Origin of the sequence: Ningiella algicola, assembly GCF_028401415.2 — a bacterium.
Classification (GTDB): domain Bacteria; phylum Pseudomonadota; class Gammaproteobacteria; order Enterobacterales; family Alteromonadaceae; genus Glaciecola.
On sequence record NZ_CP171821.2, the window covers coordinates 1,828,352 to 1,855,153 of the forward strand.

The window sequence follows — 26,802 nt, forward strand, 5'->3', positions numbered from 1 at the left end:
GTAAGAGAAGTTTCATTGTTTTGATATACTTCGCGCGATAACTTAACCAGTAAATAGGTAAGGGAGAGAACTGCGCTTTGGAAAACCTTTTAAATCATTATCAGTGCGATATCAAAGGCGATGTGCAAGCGGCGCTTACAGAGGATTTGCTTGACGACGCTTCTAAGGGCGAGCTTGGCTCGTCTCCCAGTGATTTCGACATTACTGCTCAGTTGATTGACGATAAGCAAAGCTGTCGCGCTCGCATTATTACACGAGAACATGGCGTGCTTTGTGGCGCAGCGTGGGCGCAGGAAGCGTTTACACAAGTAGATAAAAGCTTAACGCTTAACTGGCGTAAAGCAGATGGCGACAGCTTGAATGAAAATGACATTATTGTAGAGGTGTCGGGTAACGCACGATCCATATTAACCGCAGAGCGCACAGCGCTTAACTTTTTGCAGTTTTTAAGCGGTACTGCCACGGTAACACATTGTTATTCAAAGCTATTACAGCACTCTACAACGACACTTTTAGATACCCGAAAAACCCTACCAAGATATAGACAGGCTCAAAAATATGCGGTAGTTTGCGGTGGCGGTAAAAACCATCGCATAGGTTTGTATGACGCTTTTTTAATAAAAGAGAACCATATAAAGGCCTGTGGCAGCATACAAAAGGCCATTAGCAAAGCGCGCAGATTAAAACCGGATACATCGATAGAACTAGAAGTAGAAAACATCGACGAACTCCATCAAGCTATTTTAGCAGGCGCCGATACAGTAATGCTTGATAATTTTAACAACAAACAAGTCCAAGAGGCAGTTGCCCTCGCAAGTGGCAAGTGTAAATTGGAAGTATCAGGCAATATTACTGACGAAAGACTGTTAGAACTGGCATCAACCGGTGTGGATTTTGTGTCATCTGGTGCACTTACCAAGCATGTAAAGGCATTGGATTTATCGTTATTAATAGATTAGGTATTGAGTTTCATTGCTAATTTTAGCCATTTAATTCAGTGACTTAATTATTTATTGGTGACTTTATGATAAGATCTCCGTGTTAAAACCAACACTTAAGTATGTGTTTGCATACTTCACAAGCAAGGCGTTGAATTTATACTTCACCCCGAGCTTAAGAGACAAGTGTTAACCGCTAAACGTCTTTTGCAGCCAATATTAACTTGTTTAACTTTGAACTATGAACGCGTTAACACGCACTTGAGGACTTATAACCATGTCAAACTTTACAAACAAAGCTCAAAAGGGCTTTACACTAATCGAATTGATGATCGTTGTTGCTATCATCGGTATTTTGGCTGCGATTGCTTTGCCAGCTTATCAGTCTTACACAGACCGTGCTAAGTTTTCAGAATTAGTCTCAGCAGCTAGCGCGGCTAAAACTGCTACAAATGTATGTGTGCAAATTAACAACGATATTACACAATGCCAAACGCCTGGCACCAATGGAATACCATTGGATCAAGCAGCAACGGCTGACCTTCCTGGTGTAACAGTTACAGCAGCGGGAATTCAAGCGATTGCATCTACGAATGAAGTAATTGGAAGCGCAGCAGCTGGTACAGCAACGTTCACTTTAGTGCCTGTTTACACAGCAGCCACCGCAGCAGCTCCAGCTTCTATTGTTTGGACTGAAACTTGCGTTCCAGCGGATGTGTGCTAGAGCGTAAAAAGAAGAAATATAGTAGTAAAAAAGCCCAGTTCACTGGGCTTTTTATTCATGTTGAAAGAGGTTGTCTATGGCTAAAGTAGCTGAAACATTCGTTTGGCAGGGCGCTGACCGTAATGGCAAGAAAACTAAGGGCGAAATCAGCGCGGCGTCAGTCTCGGAAGCAAAGAACATGCTTCGGCGTCAAGGCGTTTCGGCTAAATCGGTCAGAAAGCAAACAAAGCCACTGTTTTCGTTTGGAGAAAAAAAAGTTGACGCGCAAGATATATGCGTTATTTCTCGACAGATAGCCACTATGCTCAATGCCGGTGTCACGCTCATACAATCTCTTGAAATGATTGGGCAAGGCCACGCCAAAGCATCTGTTCGGAAGATGATGGGCGAAATAACAGCGGACGTGAAATCGGGCAACCCACTTAATAGCGCCCTTCGCAAATATCCTCTCCAGTTTGATGATTTGTATTGCGATCTGGTGGAAACAGGAGAGCAATCGGGCGCACTCGAAGGAATTTACGACAGAATTGCCCTATATAAAGAAAAAGCAGAAGCGCTTAAATCAAAGATAAAGAAAGCTATGTTTTATCCGATAGCTGTATTGGTTGTTGCGTTTATAGTAACAACAATACTCTTGGTGTTCGTAGTTCCTCAATTCGAAGATATTTTTGCTGGTTTTGGAGCTGAACTGCCCGCATTTACTCAATTCGTATTAAAAATTTCTAACTTTGTTCAAGACTTTGGGCCGTATATTGCTGCGGGTATCGTTGCAGCCGGATTCCTTTTTGTTCGAGCGCACCGAAATTCGCCCAAGCTGCGCGATGGCGTCGATGCTTACACGCTTAAAGTTCCAGTGGTTGGTGAAATCCTTAAAAAAGCCTCTATTGCACGCTTTACTCGCACCCTCTCAACCACTTTTGCAGCTGGTGTTCCGCTTATTGGTGCATTAGGGTCTGCTGCAGGTGCTTCCGGAAACGCCATTTACCGAGAGGCTATCCTATACATGCGTAAAGAAGTAGCCGCAGGTATTCAAATGAATGCCGCTATGCGCGCAACTGCTGTATTCCCCGATATGGTAACGCAAATGGTTGCTATCGGTGAAGAATCCGGTTCGGTGGATGAAATGCTCGGTAAAATTGCCACCATATATGAAGCTGAGGTTGACGACATGGTTGACGGTCTTACCGCTTTACTCGAGCCAATGATTATGTCTGTGCTTGGCGTGGTGATTGGTGGCCTTATAATTGCAATGTATTTGCCAATCTTTAATATGGGTGCCATTGTTTAAAGTTTTAAACAAAGATAAAAAGCGCTGAACCAAAAGCGCTTTTCAAAGGCTCCTTTACTTAGGCCAATACATGATTGATTTGCTAATAAACTCGCCCGCCTATTTTATAGGCTTTACCTTTATCATCAGTTTGATGATTGGAAGCTTTTTGAATGTTGTCATCTATCGACTGCCGATAATGATGAAGCGCTCGTGGGAGGCTGAAATTGAAGCCTATCAACATCCTGAAGAGGCACAATCTCACGGTGCAGGTGGCGAATCAGACACCTTTAATCTGGTAAAACCGGACTCTACTTGCCCTAAGTGCGGTCACAAAATTCGTGCGTGGGAAAACATTCCTGTTATCAGTTGGCTAGCGCTTCGAGCTAAATGCAGTTCATGCAAAACGCCTATCTCCGCTCGCTATCCAGCTATCGAACTTCTTACCGCTGTGCTTAGCGCGCTTGCTGCATGGCAGCTTGGATTCTCTCCCATAACTTTGGCATTCATATTGGGCACTTGGATGCTGGTTGCGATGACCTTTATCGATATTGACGAGATGCTTTTGCCCGATTCCCTCACCCTGTCATTGTTATGGCTGGGGCTATTAGTCACCGCTATATACAATACAGCAGGCTTACAAGATGCTGTGTTTGGCGCCATTGCAGGATACATGTCGCTGTTTACTGTTTATTGGGCCTTTAAACTACTCACCGGAAAAGAAGGCATGGGCTTTGGTGACTTTAAGCTGCTCGCTGCAATAGGCGTGTGGGTAGGTTGGCAACACCTACCCATCGTTATTTTACTTTCATCGGTTGTTGGCGCCATAGTTGGCATCACGCTTATGTTCATTCAGAAAAAAGACGCTCAACTCGCTATTCCATTTGGTCCCTATCTCGCGGCTGCAGGTTATTTGACGGTGCTCTATGGAGACACTATCGCCGATTGGTATTTATCTACGCTTGGGTAGCTAATTGCGAGTAGTGGATATGAATAAAGCGCCGTCACACGATGGTCATAAATAGTTGAACATCGTTTTTCGCTTTCATTGTGAATCGACTTTTTGTATGATGGGGAATAGCACAAAACAGGTCTAACCAGTGCTGTTTACGCTAGTTCACTTCTCTAGGCATTAGGCCTTATTGATGGGCGTACAAGCCCACGCACAATGATCAAGCAACGTTACGAAACGTTCACTTAAACAAGGATGTAAAATTGAAAAAATTAATCATTTCCGTCACGGTTATATTGCTTTGTATTGCATTAATCGGTCCAAAACTCGCAGGTAACTCGCTAAATCAGTCTTTAGATAATTATGCAGAAGCGCTTAATTCCAGCGGTGTTTACAAAATCGATATAAACGATCGCTCTGAAAGCTGGTTCAACACAAGCGCCATTTTAACACTGCGCGTTGTGATACCAGAGGCTTTTGACCAGCCAGAATCAGAAATCTTTTCGGTGGATATCGATTTTAAAGCGCAACACGGTCCAATCCTCACTGACAACGGTGTTGGACTTGGCTGGGTAAGTTGGACTACGAGTGCCGCTGGCGATAGTCTTGGCGCACTTATAAATGTTGAAGAAGATGGCCCCTTATATTTTGCCAGCGGTAAGATCGGCATTTTCGGTGGTGGCACAAGCATAAGTGATAAAATGCTACCGTTCACTTATACAGATCCTGAGACTCAAGTAACAATGTCCGTCAATGGGTGGGAAGGCAATGGTTTTTTTGGCAATGACAGCACGAGCTATAGCGGTGAATTCGGTGGTATGAATGTTAATGCCGGTGAGGTATTAGAGACAACCTTAGGCAACTGGGAGTTTAGATTAGACGCCGATGCAAGCTACATGGATATTGTTGAAGGAAAACTCTACAACGGAACCATTGGCTTTACCCTAGATTCTTTAAAGGTGAACAACGAGATAGACAACTCTGTAGTGAATATCACTAACTTTATGCTTGAAGCGATTACAAGCTTAGATAGTACGAATGATACCGCAGACATACAGACCAATTTCCAAGTCGAGAGATTGGATGCAACTGAGATGCTCATTGAGCAAATTCAATTAAATACGCAAATTAACAAACTCTCGCAGTCGTTTGCTCGGGCTTATCAGCAAATGAACAATGATATATTGCAGGAACCTGAACGCGCGGCTGAAACAATGCAGGACTTTATGCAAGAGCACTTGTTGGTTCAGCTTCAAACAGAACCAGAATTTAACATTACTCAACTTGAAGCACAGGTAGATGGCGGCAATTTTTCAATGGTCTCTAACAATAAACTTAGCGGCATTAATAGCCTGCCGGACACAATGGAAGACCCGGCATATTGGTTGCAGCACACAGTCTCTGATACACAGTTGACCGTCGATAAACCTGCCGCACTATTTATTGCGAAACAGGTTTTAAAAGCGCAACTTGCCAACAACCCACAGATTGCGGATATGGAAGAAGCACAGTTTAATGAGCTCCTTACACAACAAAGCGAAGCGACCTTAGGCGGACTGGTGCAACAAGGAATGTTAAGCGAAACTGAAAACGGATTTACCATGTCATTTAGCTTAAGCGGCGGTAAAGCCGAGTTGAATGGCAACCCAATGCCTTTACCTATTCAGTAAATTCTCTATTCATTGTTACCGGAGATGGCAATGCCATCTCCTTTGCCTTTCTGCCCAACTCCAAGTACGCAAAAATCCATATCAGTTATACTGCACAACACAATAATCATCGAAAAGGTACGGATAATGAGTCACTTTATTGTTGGCGTAACGGGCGGGATTGGCTCAGGCAAGACTACGGTAACCGATCTGTTTGCTGAGAAAGGCATAGCGGTTGTGGATGCCGACGAGATTGCTCGGCAAGTCGTAGCCAAGGGTTCAGAAGGGCTTGCTAAGATTGCCGCACATTTTGGCGATGACGTGATACAAGAGAACGGAGAGCTAGACCGAAGCGCCCTTCGACATCGAGTGTTTGCCTCATCCGATGACAAAAAATGGCTCGACGCATTGCTGCACCCTCTTATTCGAGAGCAAATGCTTACTCAGACTCAGCAAGCCAACTCAGCCTATGCCATTTTATCGATACCTTTGTTAATTGAAAATAAGCTTCAACCCATGGTTGATCGGGTGCTAGTAGTAGACCTTGACGAAGAAACTCAGCTAGCGAGAGCAACAAATCGGGATAATGCAGACAAAGAATCTCAAGCTCAAACGGAACAAACCATCAAAGCCATCATCAAAAATCAATGTAGCAGACAACAGAGACTTGAAGTTGCTGACGATGTAGTCAACAATAATAGCGATTTGTTAGCCCTCGTTGAACAAGTTGATAAACTTCACTCGCAATATTTGAAGATGGCAAAGCATCACTAGCTATCAAACCTAAAGCTTAATGGATAGGAGCAAAACATGACGGTCGCACTCTACGAATTCCCACTTTGCGAGAAAGTGAGGAACTATCTGCGACTAGAGCAGCTCTTTCATCAGCTTGACGAAGTCAAATACGCCAACACTGAATACCAATACCTCAATTTTTTTGAAGTTCTGTTTGATCTGATTGACTTAATTGAACGCTTAGATTTACGCAGTGATTTTGTCAAAGACATAGACACGCAAGAAAAAAACCTCGTGTATTGGTCGCAGCATCCGGATATTGACGGCAGTGCTCTGGAGCAAGCACTGCACAGCCTGCACGGACTAACTCGCGAGATTAAACAAAATAAAAAACTGGGCGCAGGTCTGCGCGACGAAAAATTTTTGAGCAGTATCCGTCAACGCTTTTCTATTCCCGGCGGCGCCACTAGTTTTGATCTGCCGAGCCTTTTTTGTTGGCTGAAGCAAGACGAAGCAATCAAGAAATCAGACATCAGGAAATGGCGTGCGCACTTGCAAGTGGTGGAAGATACCGTAAGCGTGCTCATGTCTTTTTTACGAGAGCGCGGTCGTTTCAGCGCCAAAGAGGCCAAAAATGGATTCTATCAGGGTAATGTTGAAGACAACAATGAGCTTATTCGCGTTAAATGCGATAATACGTCTGCATACTACCCTGTATTAAGCGGCAATAAGTATCGCTACGGTATTAAGTTTATGATGCTGACTTCCAGCAGCGCTATTGCAGACACCGAACACAGTGAGGAAAATGAGGAGCTTGACGAAAACACGCAGGCTAAATCCCGAGCTGCGTCCAAATTAGGGCCTGCCATTCAAAACGTCAGCGACCAAAGCCTTATTTTTGAACTTGCGTGTTGCTGATATCGCCTAACGCGAATGCGGCACCTTAGCCAACCCAACACATAGTTAAGAGACACACATGCCAACAACCGTAAACTGCCCTACCTGCAATAATGATGTAGTGTGGAGCAAAGAGTCACACTTTCGTCCGTTTTGCAGTAAACGATGCCAGCTAATTGATTTAGGCCAGTGGGCGAATGAAGAAAATAAACTTCCCGCAGGTGGCAACAAAGACGCAGAAACGCCCAGCCACATCGACGTCGAAGACATCGAAGCCATGCTTGCACAGCAAGAGCAGGACTTTTTTAAGTCATGAGTATTCGTTCAGTCTTAGTATGCGGAGGGACTCACGGCAATGAACTATCTGGCGTATATGCGGTAAAACACTGGCAAGGCGCACCCAATGAGCTTGCCAATATAGCGCCAACGGTGGATATTCAATATTTGCTCGTAAATGAAGCTTCAATTGAGGCGAGGACGCGCTACATTGACGAAGATTTTAATCGACAGTTTGATACTTCCCGCTTTCGAAACAATACACAAGCATTAAAAGATGGTGCTGTCTTAAATACTGAGCAAGCCTTGGCGCAGCGGCTATATCATAGCTTTGGGCCGGACTCTGATGCGCAAGCAGATCTCATTATCGATATTCACAACACCACAAGCAGTATGGGCCCCACGCTAATCGTACTTGATAACGATGCCTTCAACAGAGACTTGGCTCGCTATGTCAAAACCCATATGCCGAGTGCGAATATTCTCGTTGAAGACCACGTACCCTTTAACCAACACCCTTATTTTTGCACGCTTGGCAAACGCGGGCTAATGATAGAAGTCGGCGCTCAGGCACAAGGTGCACTGAGAGCCAAGGTGTATGAGCAAAGTGTGGAAATGGCACAGCACATTTTGGCGTTTGTGGAGCAATTTAACCAGCAAGGCGCGAAGGCGCTAAATTTTTCTCCTGTACAAGCCTTTCGACTCATCGAAGAAGTGCGCTACCCACAAGACATCCACGGCAATAGAACAGCCATGATTCATGAAAATATTGACGGTAATGACTTTAGCGCTCTGACCACGGGCGATGCCGCTTTTACTACTTTTGACGGCAAAGAAATAAAATGGGAAGGCGAAACCGTCTATCCCCATTTTATCGGTGAAGCAGCCTATGATGGACTAAACATCGCTTTCGCCACTGCGAGTATTTGCGAGTTTTAGCCCGTCATTTTTTTGATGCTTTGTCTTTTTAGGCTTACGTCAACTACACTTGCGGCACTCTCACGGGTGCGGCTGGCTGAGGCCGAATTGGGCTTTCATAATCCTCTAGCGCTTTAAGCGCTTCTTGTATTGCTCTATCGAGCTGAGGATCTCGACCTTTGCTGGTTTCAATGGTGAGCTGCTCAACTTCAATATCTGGTGCAACCCCCTCATTTTCAACCTTCCATTGTCCGTCGATATCATAAAAGCCAGAGCGAGGAGCAGTAATGCCACCGCCGTCTACCAAAGGTGGAACACCCCAAATTCCGACTAGGCCACCCCATGTGCGTTTACCCACTAGTTTTCCCATATCGTAAAAGCGGAACATGTAAGGCAGCATATCACCACCCGAGCCCGATACTTCATTAATCAGCATGACTTGGGCTCCCCAAATGCCTGCGCCGGGGCTAGTCATGGGCTGATCTGGTTTAAATGGGTTATTAAAAAAACCATTTAGCTCTCGGCGAAGCACGCTAATAAGGTAATCAGCAATTAAACCACCATGATTAAAGCGCTCGTCTAAGACCACGCCTTGTTTGTGCGATTGAGCAAAAAAGTAGCGATTGAAGCTAGTGAAACCATCATATGCCGTATTTGGGATCCATACATACGCAAGTTTGCCATCAGAGGCTTGATCAACATAAGCGCGATTGCGTTCTACCCAGTCGTTCCGGCGAAGCGATACCTCATTAGCAATAGGAGTAACATTGAAGGTTTGCGGCTCATCATCGTCAGGAGATTCGCCAATAGTGATTTGCGTCACTTGACCCAGTGTTCCTTCAAAATAGGTGAATATATTTTTAGACGCATCAACAGCTTGTCCATTGACAGATAGCAAATAGCTGTTGGGCGCAATTTTATGTGCCACTTTGGCCAAAGGCGCAGCCATGTTTTGCGAGGGAAAGTAGCTCTCGCCTGTGTATATTTTAGCAAGTTGAACGCCTTCATCTGTGATAGTAAAGTCAGCGCCAAGCAAGCCAACTTTATTAGCGTCAACTTTTGGCTGTTCACCTGAGCCAGTATAGGAATGGCCTATTGAGACTTCTGCGCCCAAGGTATCGAGTAAATAACTCAAATCAGCAGGATGACTGACCGATGCGACTAAAGGTTGGTACGCCGTATATACCGCGTCCCAGTTTGCACCATGGAAATTGTCGACATACAAATAATCACGCTGGAAACGCCATGCTTCTCTGAATATTTGCTGCCATTCTTGGGCGTAGTTTACTCGCTTTTGAAGGGTCATTTTTAAGTGCTTGTCGTCTTTGCCTGAACTCGCGCTACTGGCAAATACATGCCAGCCTTTATCAGTATTGAGCAATACCGACTCTTTATTGAAAGACAGCTTATACCGGCTAACAGAATCCGCGACTTTTTCTACTTTGCGCTCATGTGGCGAATATTTCATTAAATCATTTTGCGTTTTACCATCGGCATCTGAGTATGATGACAGGTAAAATAGTTCGCCCGCTTTACCTGATTTTAAATGACTAAAGTGACCGCTATGCGCCATAAGCGGCATCACGCGTTGAGAGAGACCATCAAAATCAATGCTTACTTCAACAGGCTTTTCTTCGTCAGAGTCTTCTTCAGATCCAGCCTCCCCATCGCTTTTCTCTTCTAGCGCTTCTTCATCTGAGCGAGCAAGCACCGGCGATTCACCATCCTTACTCAACAGCATATAATATAAGTGATAAGTCGGTTCAAACGGAATCGTCGACATATCTAACCAAGCAGCATTAGGGCCATAGTCTGTGCTTGCCAAAAAGTATAATTTGTCGCCCTGTGCATCCCACACGGGATACCGCATTTCGGCCATGCCGTCAGTCACTTTGACGATTTCGCGATCGTCCACTGAGTAGATTGAAAGCTCTCTGAACATATTGGCATTTTGGGTCGTGTAGGCTATCCATTTGCTATCTGGCGACCAGCTGGCCATGAGCTGCGGCATCACATGTACATTGGTGTTTTGGTCAATAACCCGCGAGCTTTCGTTGTCAATATTCACAATCCAAAGCTGTTGAACATTGTCAGTAAACATTACACGGCTATCGTCTGGCGACCACTGCAAATGCTGATAAAAGCCTTCTTCTTTGAGCTGTATTTCTTTTTCTTGCTTGCCGTGTTGGTCAGCAATTACCAAACGGTATTCGCCCGATGCATCCGAAAACCAGGCGATTTTGCTACCGTCGCTTGACCACGCTGGCGACACCTCACGGGTGCCAGAGCTATCGGAAAGGTTGCGCACCGAACCATGCTCCACGGGCACTGTGAATATGTCGCCACGCCCTGCAAAAACCGCACGTTTTGCGTTAGGAGAAATATCAAAGGTCCCAAGCGTTTTGCTCGCATCTACATACTGCTCGCGCAGCCAATAAAAGTTAGTGTCAATGTTAATGGTGATTTTTTCAGGACTCGTCTTTGTTGCAGTACCTGGCACTTGCATGCGATAAAAATCACCCATGTATTCATAAACCAGCGTACCTTTGTCTACAGCAAAACTCATCACATCGAAGTCTGTAGAGTGAGTCACTTGCTCGAGAGCAGCGGTAGCGGCGTTGTAACGAAATACATTAGCGACTTGTGAGCGATTGGATAAAAAGTAAATGTACTCTTCGTCCCATATGGGGTCGAGGTCAAAATCATTATCAAAAGGTAGGTCTTGTTCTTCAAGTGAGTCTAAATCGATAATGCGAAGGGCTTGGTTTTGGCCACCTCGATAGTTTCGCCAGCCCCTATCCCAAAAGCCAGCTCTACGAAAAACGAGCTTAGAAGCATCTGGAGAGAATGAACCAGAGAATGCGCGATTCATGGGCAAACGCTCAGGGGTCGCCTCATCTATGCCAACCTGATAAAGGCGATCCCATCCGCGAGGAGCATTGCTGCGAGTAGAACGAAACAACACCGATTGACTATCAGGGGCCCACGCAACCGATACGTCAGAGCCAGGGTGATAAGTCAAACGCCGAACCGGGCCACCGTCGGCGCTGACTAAATACACATCAGTGTTGCCTGCATATTCACCCGTAAATGCAACATATTGTCCATTCGGCGAAAGCATCGGCATGCTTTCGCTTCCTTGAAATGAGGTCAAGCGCTTTGCATCGCCACCGTTGACCGATGTGATCCAGATATCATTTGCATATGCAAAGGTCAGTTTATCGCCTGACAAACTTGGCTGGCGCACCAATTGCGTGGCTTGGCTAGACAATGCACATGTGAAAAGAAAAACGAAAAGTGTGAACTGAGATAAGTAGGTGACGGGACGTAAATTGAATCTTTTTCTCATTAGTCTTCCTTTAAATAAGTAAGCATCCGGCGAGTAATGCCAGTCGCATGAAATACTTAACCTCAACTCGGGATAAGCGATAGTGCAAATGTTTGTTTTAACGATGTATTTAATAAATTGTCACCAAGTAGTGATAAAAACGTGAGTGCAAGGCGCAAAAGAGACGTAATAGTGATTCTATTGCTCGCTTTTGCAACGCAGTAATTCGCGTTTTTAGCGCTGCTTGGCGCTGTCGCTTATCCCGAGTTGAGGTTACTTACTTATAGTAGGGGAAGGAGAAGAAATTTAACAGGTTTTGCTAAGCGCTCATATTTTTTAAGCAAGGCTAGGGCGTGTTGATCTTTGCTGTATGATTTTGCAGCAGTTTGTGCGCTATTTAGACAAAGAAGTGCAATTGAAGTGTAGTCATCTACATAAAATTGTGATGATGCAGTATAAATGGTGCACAAGCGCTGCCCGAAGGGTACGCTCTGTGTGTCCACCGCTCTTTGTTACATGCTCTTGATGCAGATACACTGCACCTGCGAGCATGTGCCGCGATCGATGAACACACAGAGCGTACAAAATTCATACAGCAAAGATCAACACGCCCTAGCTACACTGATGCGCTGATGCGCTGATGTAACCTTAGCAACGCCAAGAATGTATCCATCATCAGAAAACGTAATCGCCATTAATTGCCCCTGTGTGAGCGCTGTTTGTTGTCTTTCCTCTTTTTCAGAAGTAACGGTATCGTATATAAGCGCTAAGGCTTGGGTTGAAATGTCAATCAACTTATCGTCGCAGTTGACAAGCTGCAAGCCATCGTTTGTATCCACTACTCTTACCAACTCTTGGTGTTTTTGCATAAAGACTTGGCGCGACAAAAAGGCCTGTTTTGCGTCACTATAGCTGAACCTCTGAGCTGTCTCACTATTTCCCGATTCGCCCTCAAGTACATGGATTTCAACGGTTCGATAATGTGAGTAAGGGCTTTGTGCATAAGCGCTATCACCCGCTGCGCCTGTACCGAAATAATGTATAAAGTGGCCCTGAACAGTAATCAAAAATAAGGCGAGCGCACATGCTACCGTGCCAGCAATGAACTTTGTTTGGTGAATATAAGTTTCATGTACGAAGTTAATTACACTGGTCAACAAATCACGAAATAATCCGGGCTTGTTTTTCGCCTGTTCAATTACTTGTACTTTGTGGCTATTAGGTGCTTTATTTCGAGCTTTCCTTGCTTGATAAAGCCTTGTAAATTCGTCATCAATTTGATGATGGCTATCACCTTGAGATGCTGCCTCTAGTGCAGCTTCCAATTTTTGCTTATTGGGATCTTGATCATTGTTCATTGAAACTCTCCAATCTCACCCTTAAAAAATCTCGTGCGTAACGCAGTCTCGTCTTTATGGTCTCAGCGGGCGACCCAGTGATGCTAGAAATTTGCGCCAGACTAAAGCCCTCTTGCTGCAGACAGAAAGCTTCTTTTTGTAGCAGTGGCAATTTCATTAGCGCGTTGTCAAAAGCCTCATGAACAGAGCTTGATATCAATTCATTTTCAGCAGGCGGCGACAACGCGCAGTCTTCGCTAAGCCATTCACACTCGCGCTTAGCTCGCCTAAACTCATCAAACAAAGCATTTCTCGCAATGGCAAACAGCCAACTTTTAAAACCAGATCGCATACTCGTGTTACCTTGCGTTTTCGCTTGATAGCGATGTGGCTGCTCATAAACCTTCAACCACGTTTTTTGCGCCAAGTCGTTCGCGGTTTGCTCATCTGACATAGACAGCAAGTAATGATATAAATCATCAGACAGCTGCGCATATAACTTATGAAACACGCGTTTAGTTTGCGACAGCGTAAACTCAGCCATTAAGCTGTCGGGGCAATCTTCTTTAATATCCATCAGTCCAATTGATGTAAACACCTTCATTAATCGATTTCCCTGATATGTAAAACAGGTTATTTAACCTGCGAGCTTAAAATCTAAGGTAACACTTAATCCACGCATGGCAACTGCTTTGCCTTGTTCTATTTGCGCTTTGTATTTCCATTTTCTCAGAGCCTTTTTAGCCTCACGGTTAAACACTCCCTTTGGAAACGCATCCAAAATACTGACGTTTTCAACCTCACCACTGGCATTTACATCAAAGCGTAAGGTAACAAACCCTTCAATACCATTAGTCGCCGCATGATTTGGGTATTGTGGTGGCACTCGAACCATAGGACGTGCTTGCTGATTGACAACCAACTTACCCTTATTCAAAGTACCGGAGATAACGGGCGCCTTAAACTCAGGCACTTTGAATCTCGGCTCTGCATCAGGAGCTTGGGGCTCTACCTGTGGTGCTTTTGGAGGCATTTTGAGCTCTGGAGGTGGTGGCACTTTCTGAGTGATTCGTACGGTTTCTTCTAACTCTGGCATAATCGAAGTAATGATAGGTACTGGCGTGGGAGCTGAAGTGATCGTATCGTCATTCTCGATAAGCGCATGCATTCCCGCAAAAAGGCCTAAAGTCGTTGTTGCGCCAGCTAGACTGCTCAAGCCAATGCGAATAAATGCATTGCGATTATTGAGCACCATTTTTATCGGGTTTAGACTGCTGAATGTTTGCATATCACTCTCCTAGTGCTTCGCTTATTGTTTAGTTTCAACACAAACGATATGAAACGACAAAAGGGGTGAAATTAGTTTTCTTAAAAGTGCTAAAAAGAGTAGCTCTTTAATTTCTTAATATGCTTGCTTAATTGCTCATGCTGTTGCTCAAACAAGACCTTGTAGGTTTTAAACATTCGCTGCCGAAACTGCAAAGCATCTACATAGTAAGGTGAACGCATGCCTAGTATGTCGCGCATGGGCCCAATTTTTTTAAAATTGATGCCAACGTATTTCATGTTTTTGGCCAGCTGAGGTTTCACTGCGACGTATACCTTAGGTTTGTTTAGGTGCACAGCCATTGACCCAGCACAAAAATATAAGCTAATCGCAACAAATGAAAAGCACTTTAGCTCTATCTCAGAAAAGTGATGACTGTTCATCATGTGATATCGATAGTCGTAGTATTCCTTAGGCGTATCCATACGCCCGTTTTCGACCAACTCTTTAATGGCTTTGCGCCTGAAAATAGGGGGTACAGTTAAGCGAGAGATTTCACATACCTTTTGGAAGCTATGTGCGTCAGGAGAGAGTTTTTGTTTGGTATAAGTGCCCTTAAATGTACTTGAAAGCTGTAAATCGTCTTGTTCGCTCTCAAGGGTAATTAGACGAACGGAACCCACCATCAAACCTGTTTTGCGATGCTGTATAAAGCAGTGGTAGGAACGATTATCAAATCTATCTTCTTCTAGGGACTCGTGAGATTCTTTGATGATATTAAGCTCTGACACATACACCTCTTTTCGAAGTGCAAGGGTTTGCTCTACTTGCGCACGTGTTGTAGCAACGTGACACGAAAAGTAATCGTTGAAACTATTAACTATAGACTTCGCTTCACTGAGTTTACTGAAGGGTATCCAGACCTTTTGAAATGGAATGCTGATTTTTTGGACTAGACGCCGAGCCCCGTTTTCGAAGATCTGACGTTGGGCGTAAGTATTCATAATGTCACCTACTCAGTGTTATTTAACGAGTGAGTGCTTTTACATAGCTAAGTTTATGGCAATTATATAAAGGTCATAGTCGTGTATACAGGTGAGCTATTCGCTTATGCCAAATTTATTATTGTAAGAAATAAAGGTATCACAACTGATAAAAAAGAAAACAAAAGACTTTGAACGAACATAATTCATCGTAAAATAAAATATAAGATGAGCGTTAAGCGCTTGGAATAAGCCCTTTCTGCCTAAGGATCACCAAAATTTTCGCGTTAGCATCAGGAAAACTCAATGAAGAAAGCGCGTCTGCTGATATCCATTTCCCAATCTGCCCTTCTGCCCCCTTCGCAGTTCCGTCAAATTCTGAGACCAGATACACATGCAAGCTCACAGATTTTTCAGGGTAGCTAAAGTCGATATGCGTGAGCGCTTCGGCCCTGTGCACTTTAATATCAATTTCTTCTTTAAGTTCTCTGCTTAAGGCTTGCTCTGGGGATTCGCCAGCGTCAACTTTACCGCCAGGGAATTCCCATTTGTTGCCTTGGTGCTGATCGGCATGTCGTTTACAAACAAAAAAATAGCAGCCGGTGTCATCGGCTTTGTAAACGACACCAACCGCAACATCTACCTGTTTCACGTAAGCTTACCGTGACACTGCTTGTATTTTTTACCAGAACCGCACGGGCACGGGTCGTTTCTTCCTACTTTCGGGCCTTGTCGTTGAACAGTTTGAGGCTTAGCCGCTTGTTGGCCTTTTTCACCGCCTTCAGCTTCAGCTACCGCAGAGGCCGACTTATGCTCAAACACTTTTTCAGCCTCGGCGCGCCGACGCTGCGCCTCAACCGCCTCAACGTCTTTTTGCTCTTGCACTTGAACGCGAGATAGAATGCTGATCACTTCAATTTTTAGATTATCAAGCATGTCGGAGAAGAGCTCAAAAGACTCACGCTTATACTCTTGTTTAGGGTTTTTCTGGGCAAAAGATCGCAAGTGAATACCTTGACGTAAATAGTCCATTGACGCCAAGTGTTCTTTCCAATGAGAATCTAAGGTTTGCAGCATAACTGCTTTTTCAAACTGACGAAGCACCTCACTGCCTACTGTTTGTTCTTTTGCGGAGTAAGCAGCTTCAACTTTCTCTAGAATAAACTCGCGAAGTTTCTCTTCATATAGCTTATCGTCTTCATCGAGCATTTTACGCAGTGGCAAGTCGATGCTAAAGTCACCTTTCAAGCGCTCTTCTAAGCCTTCTACATCCCACATTTCTTCGAGAGACTGAGGAGGAATATACTGGCTGATAACCGTATCCACCACATCTGAACGCACGTTTTCTATGGTTGCTCCAATGTCACCATCGGTGAGTAGTTCGTTACGCTGCTCGTAAATCACGCGGCGTTGGTCATTTGCTACATCATCATATTCTAATAGCTGTTTACGAATATCGAAGTTACGCCCCTCGACTTTGCGCTGGGCATTTTCAATGGCTCTGGATACCCAGGGATGCTCAATCGCTTCGCCTTTTTCCATGCCAAGACGCTTCATCATTGCGCCCATTTTTTCAGAAGCAAAGATACGCATAAGGGCGTCGTCTAATGACAGGTAGAAACGTGATGAACCAGGGTCTCCCTGACGACCAGAACGACCACGCAGCTGGTTATCAATGCGTCGTGACTCATGTCGCTCTGTTCCAATAATATGGAGGCCACCGGCTTCGAGCACTGCGTCGTGTCTTTCTTGCCACTTGGCTTTTACTTTCTCGACTTTTTCTTCATTCGCATCTTTAAGCGCATCTAGCTCTACTTGAAGATTTCCGCCAAGCACAATATCTGTGCCGCGCCCCGCCATGTTAGTCGCAATGGTGACTGCACCAGGTAAGCCTGCATTGGCGACAATCTCTGCCTCCTGCTCGTGGAACTTAGCATTAAGGACTTTGTGTTTAATCTTCTCTTTTTTCAATATGCTTGATAAAAGCTCGGAGTTTTCAATAGACACTGTCCCCACAAGAGATGGCTGACCGCGTTCAACACAAGATTTTATATCTTCGATAATCGCTTCGTACTTTTCTTGTGCTGTGAGATATATTTTATCCGCACGGTCGTCGCGTATCATTGGTTTGTTGGTCGGAATCACGACCGTTTCAAGCCCGTAAATGGAGTTGAATTCAAACGCTTCTGTATCCGCGGTGCCGGTCATACCAGAAAGCTTTTCATAAAGGCGGAAGTAATTTTGAAAGGTGATTGATGCTAGGGTTTGATTCTCATTTTGAATCTTAACGCCTTCTTTAGCTTCAACTGCCTGGTGCAAGCCTTCAGACCAACGGCGGCCTTCCATTGTTCGCCCCGTGTGCTCATCAACAATGACAATTTCTTGGCCGTCTTTAACAATGTAGTCAACGTCTTTAGTGAATAACTTGTGCGCTCGCAACGCCGCATTTACATGATGAAGAAGCGGGATATTAGCGGCAGCGAATAATGATTCGCCCTCAGGGAGCAATTTTGCTTTTTGCAGAAGTTCCTCAACAAATAGCTGACCATTTTCAGTCAAATGTACTTGTTTACCCTTTTCGTCAACCGTGAAATGACCTTCGCCATGGTTGTCTTCTTCATCTTCCTTTTCTTGCTTTGTGAGCGAGGGAATAATCGTGTTTATCTTTTTATACAACTCAGAGCTGTCGTCTGCCGCACCGGATATAATCAGCGGCGTTCGCGCTTCATCAATCAGAATTGAGTCAACTTCATCGATGACGGCAAAATAAAGCGGACGCTGCACTCGATCGTTTGGACTAAATGCCATATTGTCGCGCAAATAATCAAAACCAAACTCATTATTGGTACCGTAAGTAATGTCTGCGGCATAGGCGCTTCGCTTTTCTTCTTGGCTGATCCCCGGGATATTACAACCCACGCTTAAGCCTAAATAACCAAACAGCTCTCTACTCCAATCGGCGTCACGCTTGGCAAGGTAATCATTTACGGTAATTACGTGAACGCCTTTACCCGTAAGTGCATTCAAGTATGTAGGTAAGGTTGATGTAAGTGTTTTACCCTCACCCGTGCGCATTTCGGCAATTTTGCCTTGATGCAGCACTAAACCACCCTTTAACTGCACATCAAATGGGCGCATGCCATAAACCCGCTTACTCGCTTCACGAACAACGGCAAAGGCCTCAACGATTAAAGAGTCAAGCGATTGACCATCTTCAAGACGTTGTTTAAATTCAGGAGTTTTAGCCTGCAAGTCTTCATCGCTTAGCGATTCGAAGTCCGCCTCGAGTGCGTTTATCGCTACGACTGATTTTCGAAGTTTTTTAAGTAAACGGTCATTGTGAGAGCCAAATACTTTTTTGAATATGCTTGCAAACATGCTGGGGATGATCCGATATTATGTGTCGATTAACACATGGGTTATAAAAAAGCCGTTATGATAGCAAATAAACTACCTGCATGACTAACTAGATGAGGTGTGAACAAAAAAAACCAACATATGAATGCATTTTATTTTATTCGTTTGTCTTATTGATAAATATATGGCAGCGGGTCAAGGTGCCTGCCGTGTTTAAGCACTTCGTAATGAACATGCACACCAGTAGACCGGCCAGAACTACCCATTGTTGCAATAGTTTGCCCTTTTGTAACGACATCACCTACTTTGACCTTAATCTCTTTATTATGACCGTATCTGGTCTTGTAACCGTTGCCATGGTCAATTTCCACTAAGTATCCATAAGCGGTACGCTTCGACGCCCAAACAACTATTCCGGCGCCCGTAGCAACAACATTGCTGCCCTCTTTGCCCGCAAAATCCACGCCCTTATGCATACTCACTTTTTCAGTGAGAGGGTGTTTACGCATACCATAATGCGACGAAAGCCAGCCTTTCTCGACTGGCCTTCCGGCTATTTTCAAATTGTATTCAACATTCAAGCCCAAGAGGATAGACTCAAGCGCTTCTAGCTGTTTAATTTTGTAATCCAGCGCTTTCGATGCTGTTTCTAATTTTTGCCTAAGCGGGAAGTCTGCATTAAGCTCACGTTGAATATCTTCATCCAAGACAAAATCTTCGGTCACAAGGTCGTTTTGTTCGGCTAAAGTTGCGCTCAAGGTATCCAAATAATGGAGTTTTGCCTGCATGTCACCGAGAATTGTGACCATACCGTCAACTTTTTCATCAGTGGCTTTTTGAAGCTGTGCCAGTAATCGAGCTTGCTCTTTGAGTCCGGTCGTAACGGTGTTTACACGAAGGTGATTTTCGTAAAGAGACTCGGTATGACGGCTTGATGCCAGAAGCATTACCGAAAGCAGCACACAGATACTAACCAAGCGCTTCATAGAGAAACGTTTGGCAATGCGAGTACTTCTTCCTTTGACTAAAATCGTGATTTTCATGTTAAATGACTAGAAATCCTATTGCTCTTCTCACTCGGCGATACATTCATTCGCCAAAAAATCTACGCGGCGTATCATCACAAACTTATTTGTGAAGCTATTTATGCCCGTGCATGCCTAAATATGCAGATTTTGTTCCACAAAATTATGCTTACAAACGCTGCTAAAAACCAAACACCTTAAACGACAAAAAGCGCCCATTTTTTCGGACGCTTTCAATTCTTTAAAATGAGCTTAACATCTAGGCAAATCTTGCACCCAAAGTTGCCACCGACTCAATGTACTTTATGGGCATACTTTCTTCGCTTTCAAATTCAACATATTCCCAAGCGTCTTTTGCTTCTAGAATCGCATTTAGCAGCTTATTATTAAGGCCATGACCGGTTTTGTATGCAACTAACTCCCCAATCAGATTATGCCCGCCCAAAAACAAATCACCCACGGCATCTAAAATCTTATGTTTCAAGAACTCATCTTGATAACGCAAACCCTCTGGATTAAGCACTCGAAATTCATCAAGTGCTACTGCATTATCCATGCTGCCGCCCAATGCAAGATTCATTGAATTCATCATTTCTAAGTCACGCATGAACCCGAAAGTTCTGGCTCGACTAACTTCATCAACATAGGAGTCTTTTGAAAAATCCAGTACGCAATGCTGCCTTGTTTGCGCAATCGCCGGATGCTCAAAATCAATCGCGAAATCGACTTTAAAGCCATTATATGGACGAAACTCTGCCCATTTATCGCCGTCTTCAACTCGGATTGTGCGGTTCACCTTTATGAACTTCTTCGGTACATCAAGTTCTTCAATGCCTGCGCTTTGAAGTAAAAATATGAACGGGCTTGCACTTCCATCAAGAATTGGCAATTCGTGACTGTCTACCTCAACAATAATGTTGTCGATACCCAATCCAGATAATGCGGAGGCTAAATGCTCTACGGTATGAATTGAATCGCCACTTTCATTTGTTATACAGGTACATAGCGTAGTATCTGCTACGTCTTTTGCATTTGCATGTATGTCAACTGCTGGCTCTAAGTCGATACGGCGAAAAATAATTCCGGTGTTAGCCGGCGCCGGCCGCAGAGTCATGCGCACTTTTCGTCCCTTGTGCAAACCTATGCCGGTTTCCGTAACGGCGGTCTTAATGGTTCGCTGCTTAAGCATGGAATATGCCTTCTGTAAAAGCTTGTCAAAAAAATTCGCGAGAGATTAACAGAAAACCCCCTGATCTTCAAGGGATTTTCAGATTTCAAGCACTTTTTAATGCCAGATGGACTGTTCAGACCAGTTAATCTGCTTGCCGACGCAAAAATGCAGGAATATCGAGATAGTCCTTTTCATCCGCCATCATCTCTTCTTCAGCCTTTTGCGGCTGTGCTGAGTCGACTACACCACTAAAGTTATCCGTACCTGTTGCTTTTTGAGGCACCCGCGAACCATCATTAACTAAAGTGATATCAGGCTTTCGTTCTGCACCTATCCCTGTTGCGACTACTGTTACACGCACTTCATCAGACATTTCTGGATCGATTACGGTCCCTACAACAACCGTTGCATTTTCAGATGCAAAGGCTTTGACGGCATTACCGATGGTTTCGTACTCGTCAATCGCGAAATCCATACCCGCCGTAATGTTGACTAAGATACCGCGTGCACCAGACAAATCAATGTCTTCTAGAAGTGGGCAAGCAATCGCTGCTTCCGCTGCTTCTTCTGCTCTGTCTTCGCCAGTACCTGAGCCACTGCCCATCATGGCTGTACCCATTTCTGACATGACCGTTTTAACGTCTGCAAAATCCACGTTCACCAAACCAGTACGGGTAATTAGCTCAGCAATACCCTGTACGGAACCGCGCAGAACATCATTTGCAGCGCTGAACGCTTGTAGTAAAGGCGTTCCGCGGCCCATGACTTTGAGCAGTTTTTCATTTGGAATGGTGATTAAGGAATCCACATATTTTGAAAGCTCTGTGATACCTTGCTGAGCGAATTCAGCGCGTTTTTTACCTTCAAATGGGAACGGCTTGGTGACAACAGCAACCGTTAGGATGCCCATGTCTTTTGCCAGTTTTGCAACTTCCGGCGCGGCACCAGTTCCGGTACCACCGCCCATACCGGCAGTAATAAAGACCATGTCAGCCCCTTCAAGGGTTTGACGAATTTTTTCTCTATCTTCGTGTGCGGCTTCGCGACCCACGTTTGGATCTGCACCTGCACCTAGGCCTTTGGTGAGTTCATTGCCTATTTGCAGCTTGACTGAAGCGGTTGAGTTTTTTAAAGCTTGAGCGTCGGTGTTCATAGCAATGAAGTCTACGCCTTCAATCACTTGCGACACCATATATTCAACAGCGTTGCCGCCGCCACCGCCCACGCCTACGACCTTTATGACCGCTTCGTCGCTTGGGTTATCCATCAGTTCGAACATGATAATTCTCCGATACCTAAATAGTCTGTGCGCACAGACTTATTATTAATTTAGCGCTTAAAGGTCCCCTAAAACTCACCTTTAAACCAACTTTGTATGCGTTTAAGCATGCTATCGTCATCACTCTTCGGTGATGCTTTCTTATTATTTGAATCTTGCTTCCCGTATTGCAAAAGCCCCACCGCAGTCGCGTAGCTTGGATCGTCTACGTACTCTGCAAGGCCTTTAACAGAATGAGGTTTTCCTACTCTTACTGGCATTTGAAAAACTTCTTCTGCAAACTCTACTGCTCCCTCCATTTTAGCAGTCCCGCCGGTAATCACTAGTCCGGCAGCTATTTGATCTTCTAATCCGCTGGCTTTAATTTGCTCATAGGCAATTTCGAGCACCTCATGATAGCGCGGCTCAATCACTTCGGCTAAGGTATGACGCGACATTCCTCTTGATGGGCGTCCGCCAACACTTGGCACTTCAATCGTTTCTTCCATACTTACCATATCTTTGAGGGCGCAGGCATAGTTGACTTTTATTTGCTCTGCGTTGTTCATCGGAGTTCTAAATATCTTCGCGATATCTCCGGTGATTTGATTCCCCCCCAAAGGAATTACGGCAGTATGACGGATTGCACCATCAGTATACATGACAATATCAACGGTACCGCCGCCAATATCAGCCACACACACGCCTAATTCTTTTTCATCTTCGGTGAGTACTGCATAGCTTGAAGCAAGCGCACTGAATATGGTTTTATCCACTATGAGATCACAATTCTCAATGCATTTCACCATATTTTTTGCCATGTCGTCAGCGCAGGTAATAATATGCGCCGAGGCGGTCATTCGCACGCCCGACATACCAATCGGATTTTTAATCCCTTCTTGAACATCTATGTTAAATTCTTGAGCTAGTACATGGAGCAATTTGCGTTCTGCTGGCATGGGCACAGAGCGTGCTGCATGAATCACGTTATCAACGTCATCTTGAGTCACTTCTTGATTATTAATCGGCACCATGCCCGTCTCGTTTTGACACTGTACGTGACGGCCACTAATCGACATAAACACACTGGATACATGGCAGTCGGCCATAAGCTCCATTTGTTCCATTGCGCTTCGCACTGACTGCACGACAAGATTAAGATCGTTCACACCGCCTTTTTCCATGCCGCGAGACTTGTGCTCGCCCACACCTACGATGCTAATGTCGCCATCAGGCAATATCTCACCCACCACAGCTTTGACCATGCTAGTGCCAATATCTAAGCCAACGATGAGATCTCTTTCTAACGCTTTAGACACGCTGAATAACCACCTTAATTGTTAATATTGTTTTCGGTTTCAGCTTGAGAAGTTGGGTCGCTTTCTCCCCACCCAACTGCCAAGCCTGTATCATACCGCAAATCCACGTAATTTATCGCTTTTTTTTCCTCTTTTAAAAGCGGGTAAACATCGATAAAACGTTGTAATCGCTTAATATATTCTTCACGCCCTAAATACAGGGTAATGTTACTTTTTAACTGTACCGTCCAGGCAAAGCGCTCACTAAGTACAAGCTGCGCAATGCTGTGATCTGCCGAGCTATTTTTTAATAGCGAACTCATATGCTGGTAGCCTTTCAATGCAGTCCCCTCGCTGCCTCCAGGCCCGAACAATACAGGCAGTTGCGAATCTGCTTGTTCATCTGTTGTTAACTTACCTGCAAAGCTGTCTGCATATTGATTTAGCAGAAGGTCATCATTCCATCTTGCTACCGCTTCTTGCTCAACTATGTGAATGTAAAGGCTACTGGGCCACCGTTTCCGAATGGACGCGCTATACACCCAAGGTTGTTGCTCGACTAAGTTGTGCACATGATTTACATCGATGGCAAAAAAGCTACCTTGATGTCTATCTCGAATGAGTGCCTCCAGTGTCATTGAATCGAGCATGTGCAGTTGCCCCGTAAACACAATGTTTTGAACCGGCAAACGCTGTTCATCTTGCAACCACTCATACGCCTTATAAGCGCCGAATGCCAATAAAGTCAGCACAATAAAAAATACGGTAAGTCCAATGGGCATTGGCACTTTTTCATAGTCTTGCTTATCATTTGCGTCTTCTAACTGGACGGGTAAAGCTGCCTTTTCAGAAGTCGCAAGCGCATGCTTACCCGAGCCTGTCTTTTTGCGCTTGTAGGCAGGCTTTTTGCGGTCGCTAGGCTCTATGGCGTCACCTATTGACATATTGTCATCCCAAGCGAGTGTCTGCATGGTCAAGACTCTGCTCCAATATCTTAATGACTAATTCTCCAAAGCTCATGCCAGCCTGTTTTGCAGCCATGGGGACTAATGACTTTTTCGTCATTCCCGGTACCGTGTTTGACTCCAGCAAGTAAAAAGTGCCGTTAGCGTGTTTCATTGCATCGACACGCCCCCAACCTCTTCCCGAAAGTGCTTCAAATGCGGTTAAGGATATTCGCGCAAGCTCCTGCTCTTGCGCAAGGCTTAAACCGGATGGACAAAAATATTCGGTGGTATCGGTTTTGTATTTGGCATCATAATCATAAAAACCATTAGGAGAGGTCATGCGAATTGCAGGAAGCGCTTGGCCATTTAAAATCGCTACTGTGTACTCGGGACCATCAATGTACGTTTCTACCAATACCGTTTCGTCATAATCAAAGGCTTGCTGAACAGCACTAGCAAGCTCATCAGCGCAAGATGCTCTGGCCATCCCGATGCTGCTGCCTTCATGCGAGGGTTTTACCATAACGCTGCCGCCCAAGTCGTTGAGAATGTGTTCACACTCACTAGCATTAAAGCTCTGCTTGTCTAATACCCTGTATTCCGCAGTAGGAATATGCCGCGCTGACCACACCAGTTTGGATAAGACTTTATCCATTGCCAAAGCCGAGCCCATGACGCCAGAGCCCGTGTAGGGAATCTTTAGCTGCTGCAAAGTCCCCTGGATCACGCCGTCTTCTCCGCCGCGTCCATGTAAAATGATAAACGCGCGGTTGAATTTCTCGTTGAGCAACTCATGTATCGCCCGTTCAGAGGGGTCAAATGGATGCGCATCCACGCCTTGTTCAATTAGCGCGCTTAGCACACAATGCCCTGATGCAAGGCTGACTTCTCGCTCTGCTGAATCGCCGCCCATCAATACAGCCACTTTACCAAAGCGCTGTTGGTTGAGTTTTTGCTGTTCGCTCAGACTCATTCTCGTGTGTCCCCATTGGCGTTTTGTTCAAGCTCAGTTTTAAGTTGCTGCGCTAGCTGACCGATGTTGCCAGCCCCCTGCATAAATAAGACATCACCCTCTTTGACAACGTCCGCTAAGATATGAAATAGATCTGGTGCAGAACCAACATATACAGGGTCCACTTTTCCCCGTTGCCTAATCGACCGACATAGTGCTTTACTGTCGATGCCGTCGATGGGTGATTCACTTGCAGCATAAATATCTAACAACAGTAAACAGTCAACTTCTGATAGCGCTTCTACAAATTCTTCATATAAATCCCGCGTGCGCGAATATCGATGGGGTTGATACACCATGACTAATCGTCGCTCAGGCCAATTGTTTTTTGCCGCTTTTATGGTCATCGCAACTTCGGTAGGGTGATGACCATAGTCGTCCATCAGAGTAATGTTGGTTGGGCCGGCTTTTTCACGCTCGACAACTGAAACGTCAAGATTAAAGGCGTAATCCCCCAAATGTTGAAAGCGTCGACCGATACCATCGAATGAGCTTAATGCGTCTAAAACGTCTTGATCGTTTATTCCCTCATCCCATGCCACAGCAATTGCCGCGCATGCATTAAGCACGTTGTGAATGCCAGGCAAACGTAGCGATACACTTAAGCGGCTGTCATCTGGTCGAGTTACCGTAAATCGACTTTGATTAACCGAATAAGACACATCTGAAATCACAAAATCGTTATGTGGAGCTAAGCCATAACTCAAGGTTTTACGCTCAACTTGTTTAAGCAAGGCTTGAATATTTTGGTCGTCACCGCACATAACCGCCAAACCGTAAAAAGGAAGATTGTGCAGAAACTCTAAGTACGCTTGCTTCATCTTGTTGAAGTCGCCCTCATAAGCTTCAAGATGATCTGCTTCGATATTGGTGATGACGGACACCGTTGGCTGTAAATGAAGAAACGACGCATCTGACTCATCAGCCTCTGCAATGAGATACTTGCTAGACCCTAATTTTGCATTTGTTCCGGCGCTGTTGAGCAAACCACCAATCACGAAGGTTGGGTCCAATCCTGCTTGGGAATAAATGGTGGCAAGTAGGCTAGTCGTTGTGGTTTTGCCGTGCGTACCGGCGATGGCGATGCCGTAGCGAAAGCGCATTAATTCAGCCAGCATTTGCGCGCGTCGAATGACTGGGATTCTTAATTGTGATGCACGCACAAGCTCTGGATTACTTGGGTCAATGGCACTTGATACCACAACAAGATCTGTCCCTTCAACATGCTTTTGATCGTGTGAAAACATGACCTCAGCGCCCAAAGAAACAAGACGCTCTGTCATCGCGCTTGCGTGTTTATCTGAGCCGCTGACTTGGTAACCCAGATTAAGCATTACTTCGGCGATACCGCCCATACCGGCGCCGCCTATTCCGACAAAATGAATCCTGTCTACCGCGCGCATTTTATGTTGGCTAGCCTGAATATTGGCATGTATTTCACGTTTCGCCGTTTGAGTTTTATT

Annotated in this window: 23 protein-coding genes; 9 read left to right on the forward strand and 14 right to left on the reverse strand. The window is 44.9% G+C overall.

The window, feature by feature from the left end; all coding sequences use genetic code 11:
- Window positions 1–77 precede the first annotated feature (77 nt).
- The 9 genes from nadC to PN836_RS08055 all read left to right on the forward strand — a co-directional run bounded on the left by nadC (window position 78) and on the right by PN836_RS08055 (window position 8,377).
- Window positions 78–959, forward strand: a complete 882-nt coding sequence (gene nadC, locus PN836_RS08015) for a carboxylating nicotinate-nucleotide diphosphorylase (RefSeq protein ID WP_395344721.1) — start codon at window positions 78–80, stop codon at window positions 957–959.
- Between the two features lie 256 nt (window positions 960–1,215).
- Entirely contained in the window at window positions 1,216–1,662 is a 447-nt protein-coding gene (locus tag PN836_RS08020; protein WP_395344722.1) for a pilin, read from the forward strand.
- Window positions 1,663–1,738: 76 nt separating this feature from the next.
- On the forward strand, window positions 1,739–2,950 hold the full coding sequence (locus PN836_RS08025) for a type II secretion system F family protein (RefSeq protein WP_395344723.1): 1,212 nt from the start codon (window positions 1,739–1,741) through the stop codon (window positions 2,948–2,950).
- Window positions 2,951–3,020: 70 nt separating this feature from the next.
- Window positions 3,021–3,899, forward strand: coding sequence for a prepilin peptidase (locus PN836_RS08030; protein ID WP_395344724.1), 879 nt, complete (start codon window positions 3,021–3,023; stop codon window positions 3,897–3,899).
- Between the two features lie 245 nt (window positions 3,900–4,144).
- The gene (locus PN836_RS08035; protein WP_395344725.1) at window positions 4,145–5,551 is read left to right on the forward strand and encodes a DUF945 family protein; all 1,407 of its coding nucleotides are present in this window, start codon (window positions 4,145–4,147) and stop codon (window positions 5,549–5,551) included.
- Between the two features lie 126 nt (window positions 5,552–5,677).
- Window positions 5,678–6,304 (forward strand): dephospho-CoA kinase, encoded by a 627-nt coding sequence (coaE, locus tag PN836_RS08040; RefSeq protein ID WP_395344726.1) that lies wholly within the window; start codon window positions 5,678–5,680, stop codon window positions 6,302–6,304.
- 36 nt (window positions 6,305–6,340) lie between these two features.
- Window positions 6,341–7,183 carry a cell division protein ZapD gene (gene zapD, locus PN836_RS08045; protein ID WP_395344727.1) on the forward strand — a complete coding sequence of 281 codons (843 nt, stop codon included), beginning with the start codon at window positions 6,341–6,343 and terminating at the stop codon, window positions 7,181–7,183.
- Between the two features lie 58 nt (window positions 7,184–7,241).
- A complete protein-coding gene (yacG, locus tag PN836_RS08050) occupies window positions 7,242–7,478 on the forward strand; it encodes a DNA gyrase inhibitor YacG (protein WP_395344728.1) in 237 nt (78 codons plus the stop codon).
- Entirely contained in the window at window positions 7,475–8,377 is a 903-nt protein-coding gene (locus PN836_RS08055) for an aspartoacylase (RefSeq protein WP_395344729.1), read from the forward strand. Before yacG ends, PN836_RS08055 begins: the two co-directional genes overlap by 4 nt.
- Window positions 8,378–8,420: 43 nt before the next feature.
- Here PN836_RS08055 and PN836_RS08060 read toward each other — a convergent pair whose 3' ends face one another.
- The 14 genes from PN836_RS08060 to murC form a co-directional block, all read right to left on the reverse strand.
- Entirely contained in the window at window positions 8,421–11,705 is a 3,285-nt protein-coding gene (locus tag PN836_RS08060; protein ID WP_395344730.1) for a S41 family peptidase, read from the reverse strand.
- 581 nt (window positions 11,706–12,286) lie between these two features.
- Window positions 12,287–13,042: a hypothetical protein gene (locus tag PN836_RS08065; protein ID WP_395344731.1), complete on the reverse strand. Its 756-nt coding sequence runs from the start codon at window positions 13,040–13,042 to the stop codon at window positions 12,287–12,289.
- Entirely contained in the window at window positions 13,032–13,625 is a 594-nt protein-coding gene (locus PN836_RS08070) for an RNA polymerase sigma factor (protein WP_395344732.1), read from the reverse strand. The genes PN836_RS08065 and PN836_RS08070 overlap by 11 nt, the downstream gene beginning before the upstream one ends.
- A 33-nt stretch (window positions 13,626–13,658) precedes the next feature.
- The gene (locus tag PN836_RS08075) at window positions 13,659–14,309 is read right to left on the reverse strand and encodes a TonB family protein (RefSeq protein WP_395344733.1); all 651 of its coding nucleotides are present in this window, start codon (window positions 14,307–14,309) and stop codon (window positions 13,659–13,661) included.
- 89 nt (window positions 14,310–14,398) lie between these two features.
- Window positions 14,399–15,292 carry a PEP-CTERM/exosortase system-associated acyltransferase gene (locus PN836_RS08080; protein WP_395344734.1) on the reverse strand — a complete coding sequence of 298 codons (894 nt, stop codon included), beginning with the start codon at window positions 15,290–15,292 and terminating at the stop codon, window positions 14,399–14,401.
- Between the two features lie 214 nt (window positions 15,293–15,506).
- The gene (mutT, locus tag PN836_RS08085) at window positions 15,507–15,923 is read right to left on the reverse strand and encodes an 8-oxo-dGTP diphosphatase MutT (protein ID WP_395344735.1); all 417 of its coding nucleotides are present in this window, start codon (window positions 15,921–15,923) and stop codon (window positions 15,507–15,509) included.
- Window positions 15,920–18,649, reverse strand: a complete 2,730-nt coding sequence (gene secA / locus PN836_RS08090) for a preprotein translocase subunit SecA (RefSeq protein ID WP_395344736.1) — start codon at window positions 18,647–18,649, stop codon at window positions 15,920–15,922. Before secA ends, mutT begins: the two co-directional genes overlap by 4 nt.
- 149 nt (window positions 18,650–18,798) lie before the next feature.
- The gene (locus PN836_RS08095) at window positions 18,799–19,671 is read right to left on the reverse strand and encodes a peptidoglycan DD-metalloendopeptidase family protein (protein ID WP_395344737.1); all 873 of its coding nucleotides are present in this window, start codon (window positions 19,669–19,671) and stop codon (window positions 18,799–18,801) included.
- A 241-nt stretch (window positions 19,672–19,912) separates the two neighbouring features.
- Entirely contained in the window at window positions 19,913–20,842 is a 930-nt protein-coding gene (gene lpxC, locus PN836_RS08100; RefSeq protein WP_395344738.1) for a UDP-3-O-acyl-N-acetylglucosamine deacetylase, read from the reverse strand.
- 124 nt (window positions 20,843–20,966) lie between these two features.
- Entirely contained in the window at window positions 20,967–22,103 is a 1,137-nt protein-coding gene (ftsZ, locus tag PN836_RS08105; protein ID WP_395344739.1) for a cell division protein FtsZ, read from the reverse strand.
- A gap of 68 nt (window positions 22,104–22,171) precedes the next feature.
- Window positions 22,172–23,401, reverse strand: a complete 1,230-nt coding sequence (gene ftsA / locus PN836_RS08110) for a cell division protein FtsA (protein WP_395344740.1) — start codon at window positions 23,399–23,401, stop codon at window positions 22,172–22,174.
- A gap of 14 nt (window positions 23,402–23,415) precedes the next feature.
- On the reverse strand, window positions 23,416–24,162 hold the full coding sequence (locus tag PN836_RS08115; RefSeq protein WP_395345543.1) for a cell division protein FtsQ/DivIB: 747 nt from the start codon (window positions 24,160–24,162) through the stop codon (window positions 23,416–23,418).
- Between the two features lie 166 nt (window positions 24,163–24,328).
- Window positions 24,329–25,300: a D-alanine--D-alanine ligase gene (locus tag PN836_RS08120; RefSeq protein ID WP_395344741.1), complete on the reverse strand. Its 972-nt coding sequence runs from the start codon at window positions 25,298–25,300 to the stop codon at window positions 24,329–24,331.
- Window positions 25,297–26,742, reverse strand: coding sequence for a UDP-N-acetylmuramate--L-alanine ligase (gene murC, locus PN836_RS08125; protein ID WP_395345546.1), 1,446 nt, complete (start codon window positions 26,740–26,742; stop codon window positions 25,297–25,299). Before murC ends, PN836_RS08120 begins: the two co-directional genes overlap by 4 nt.
- Window positions 26,743–26,802: the final 60 nt, after the last annotated feature.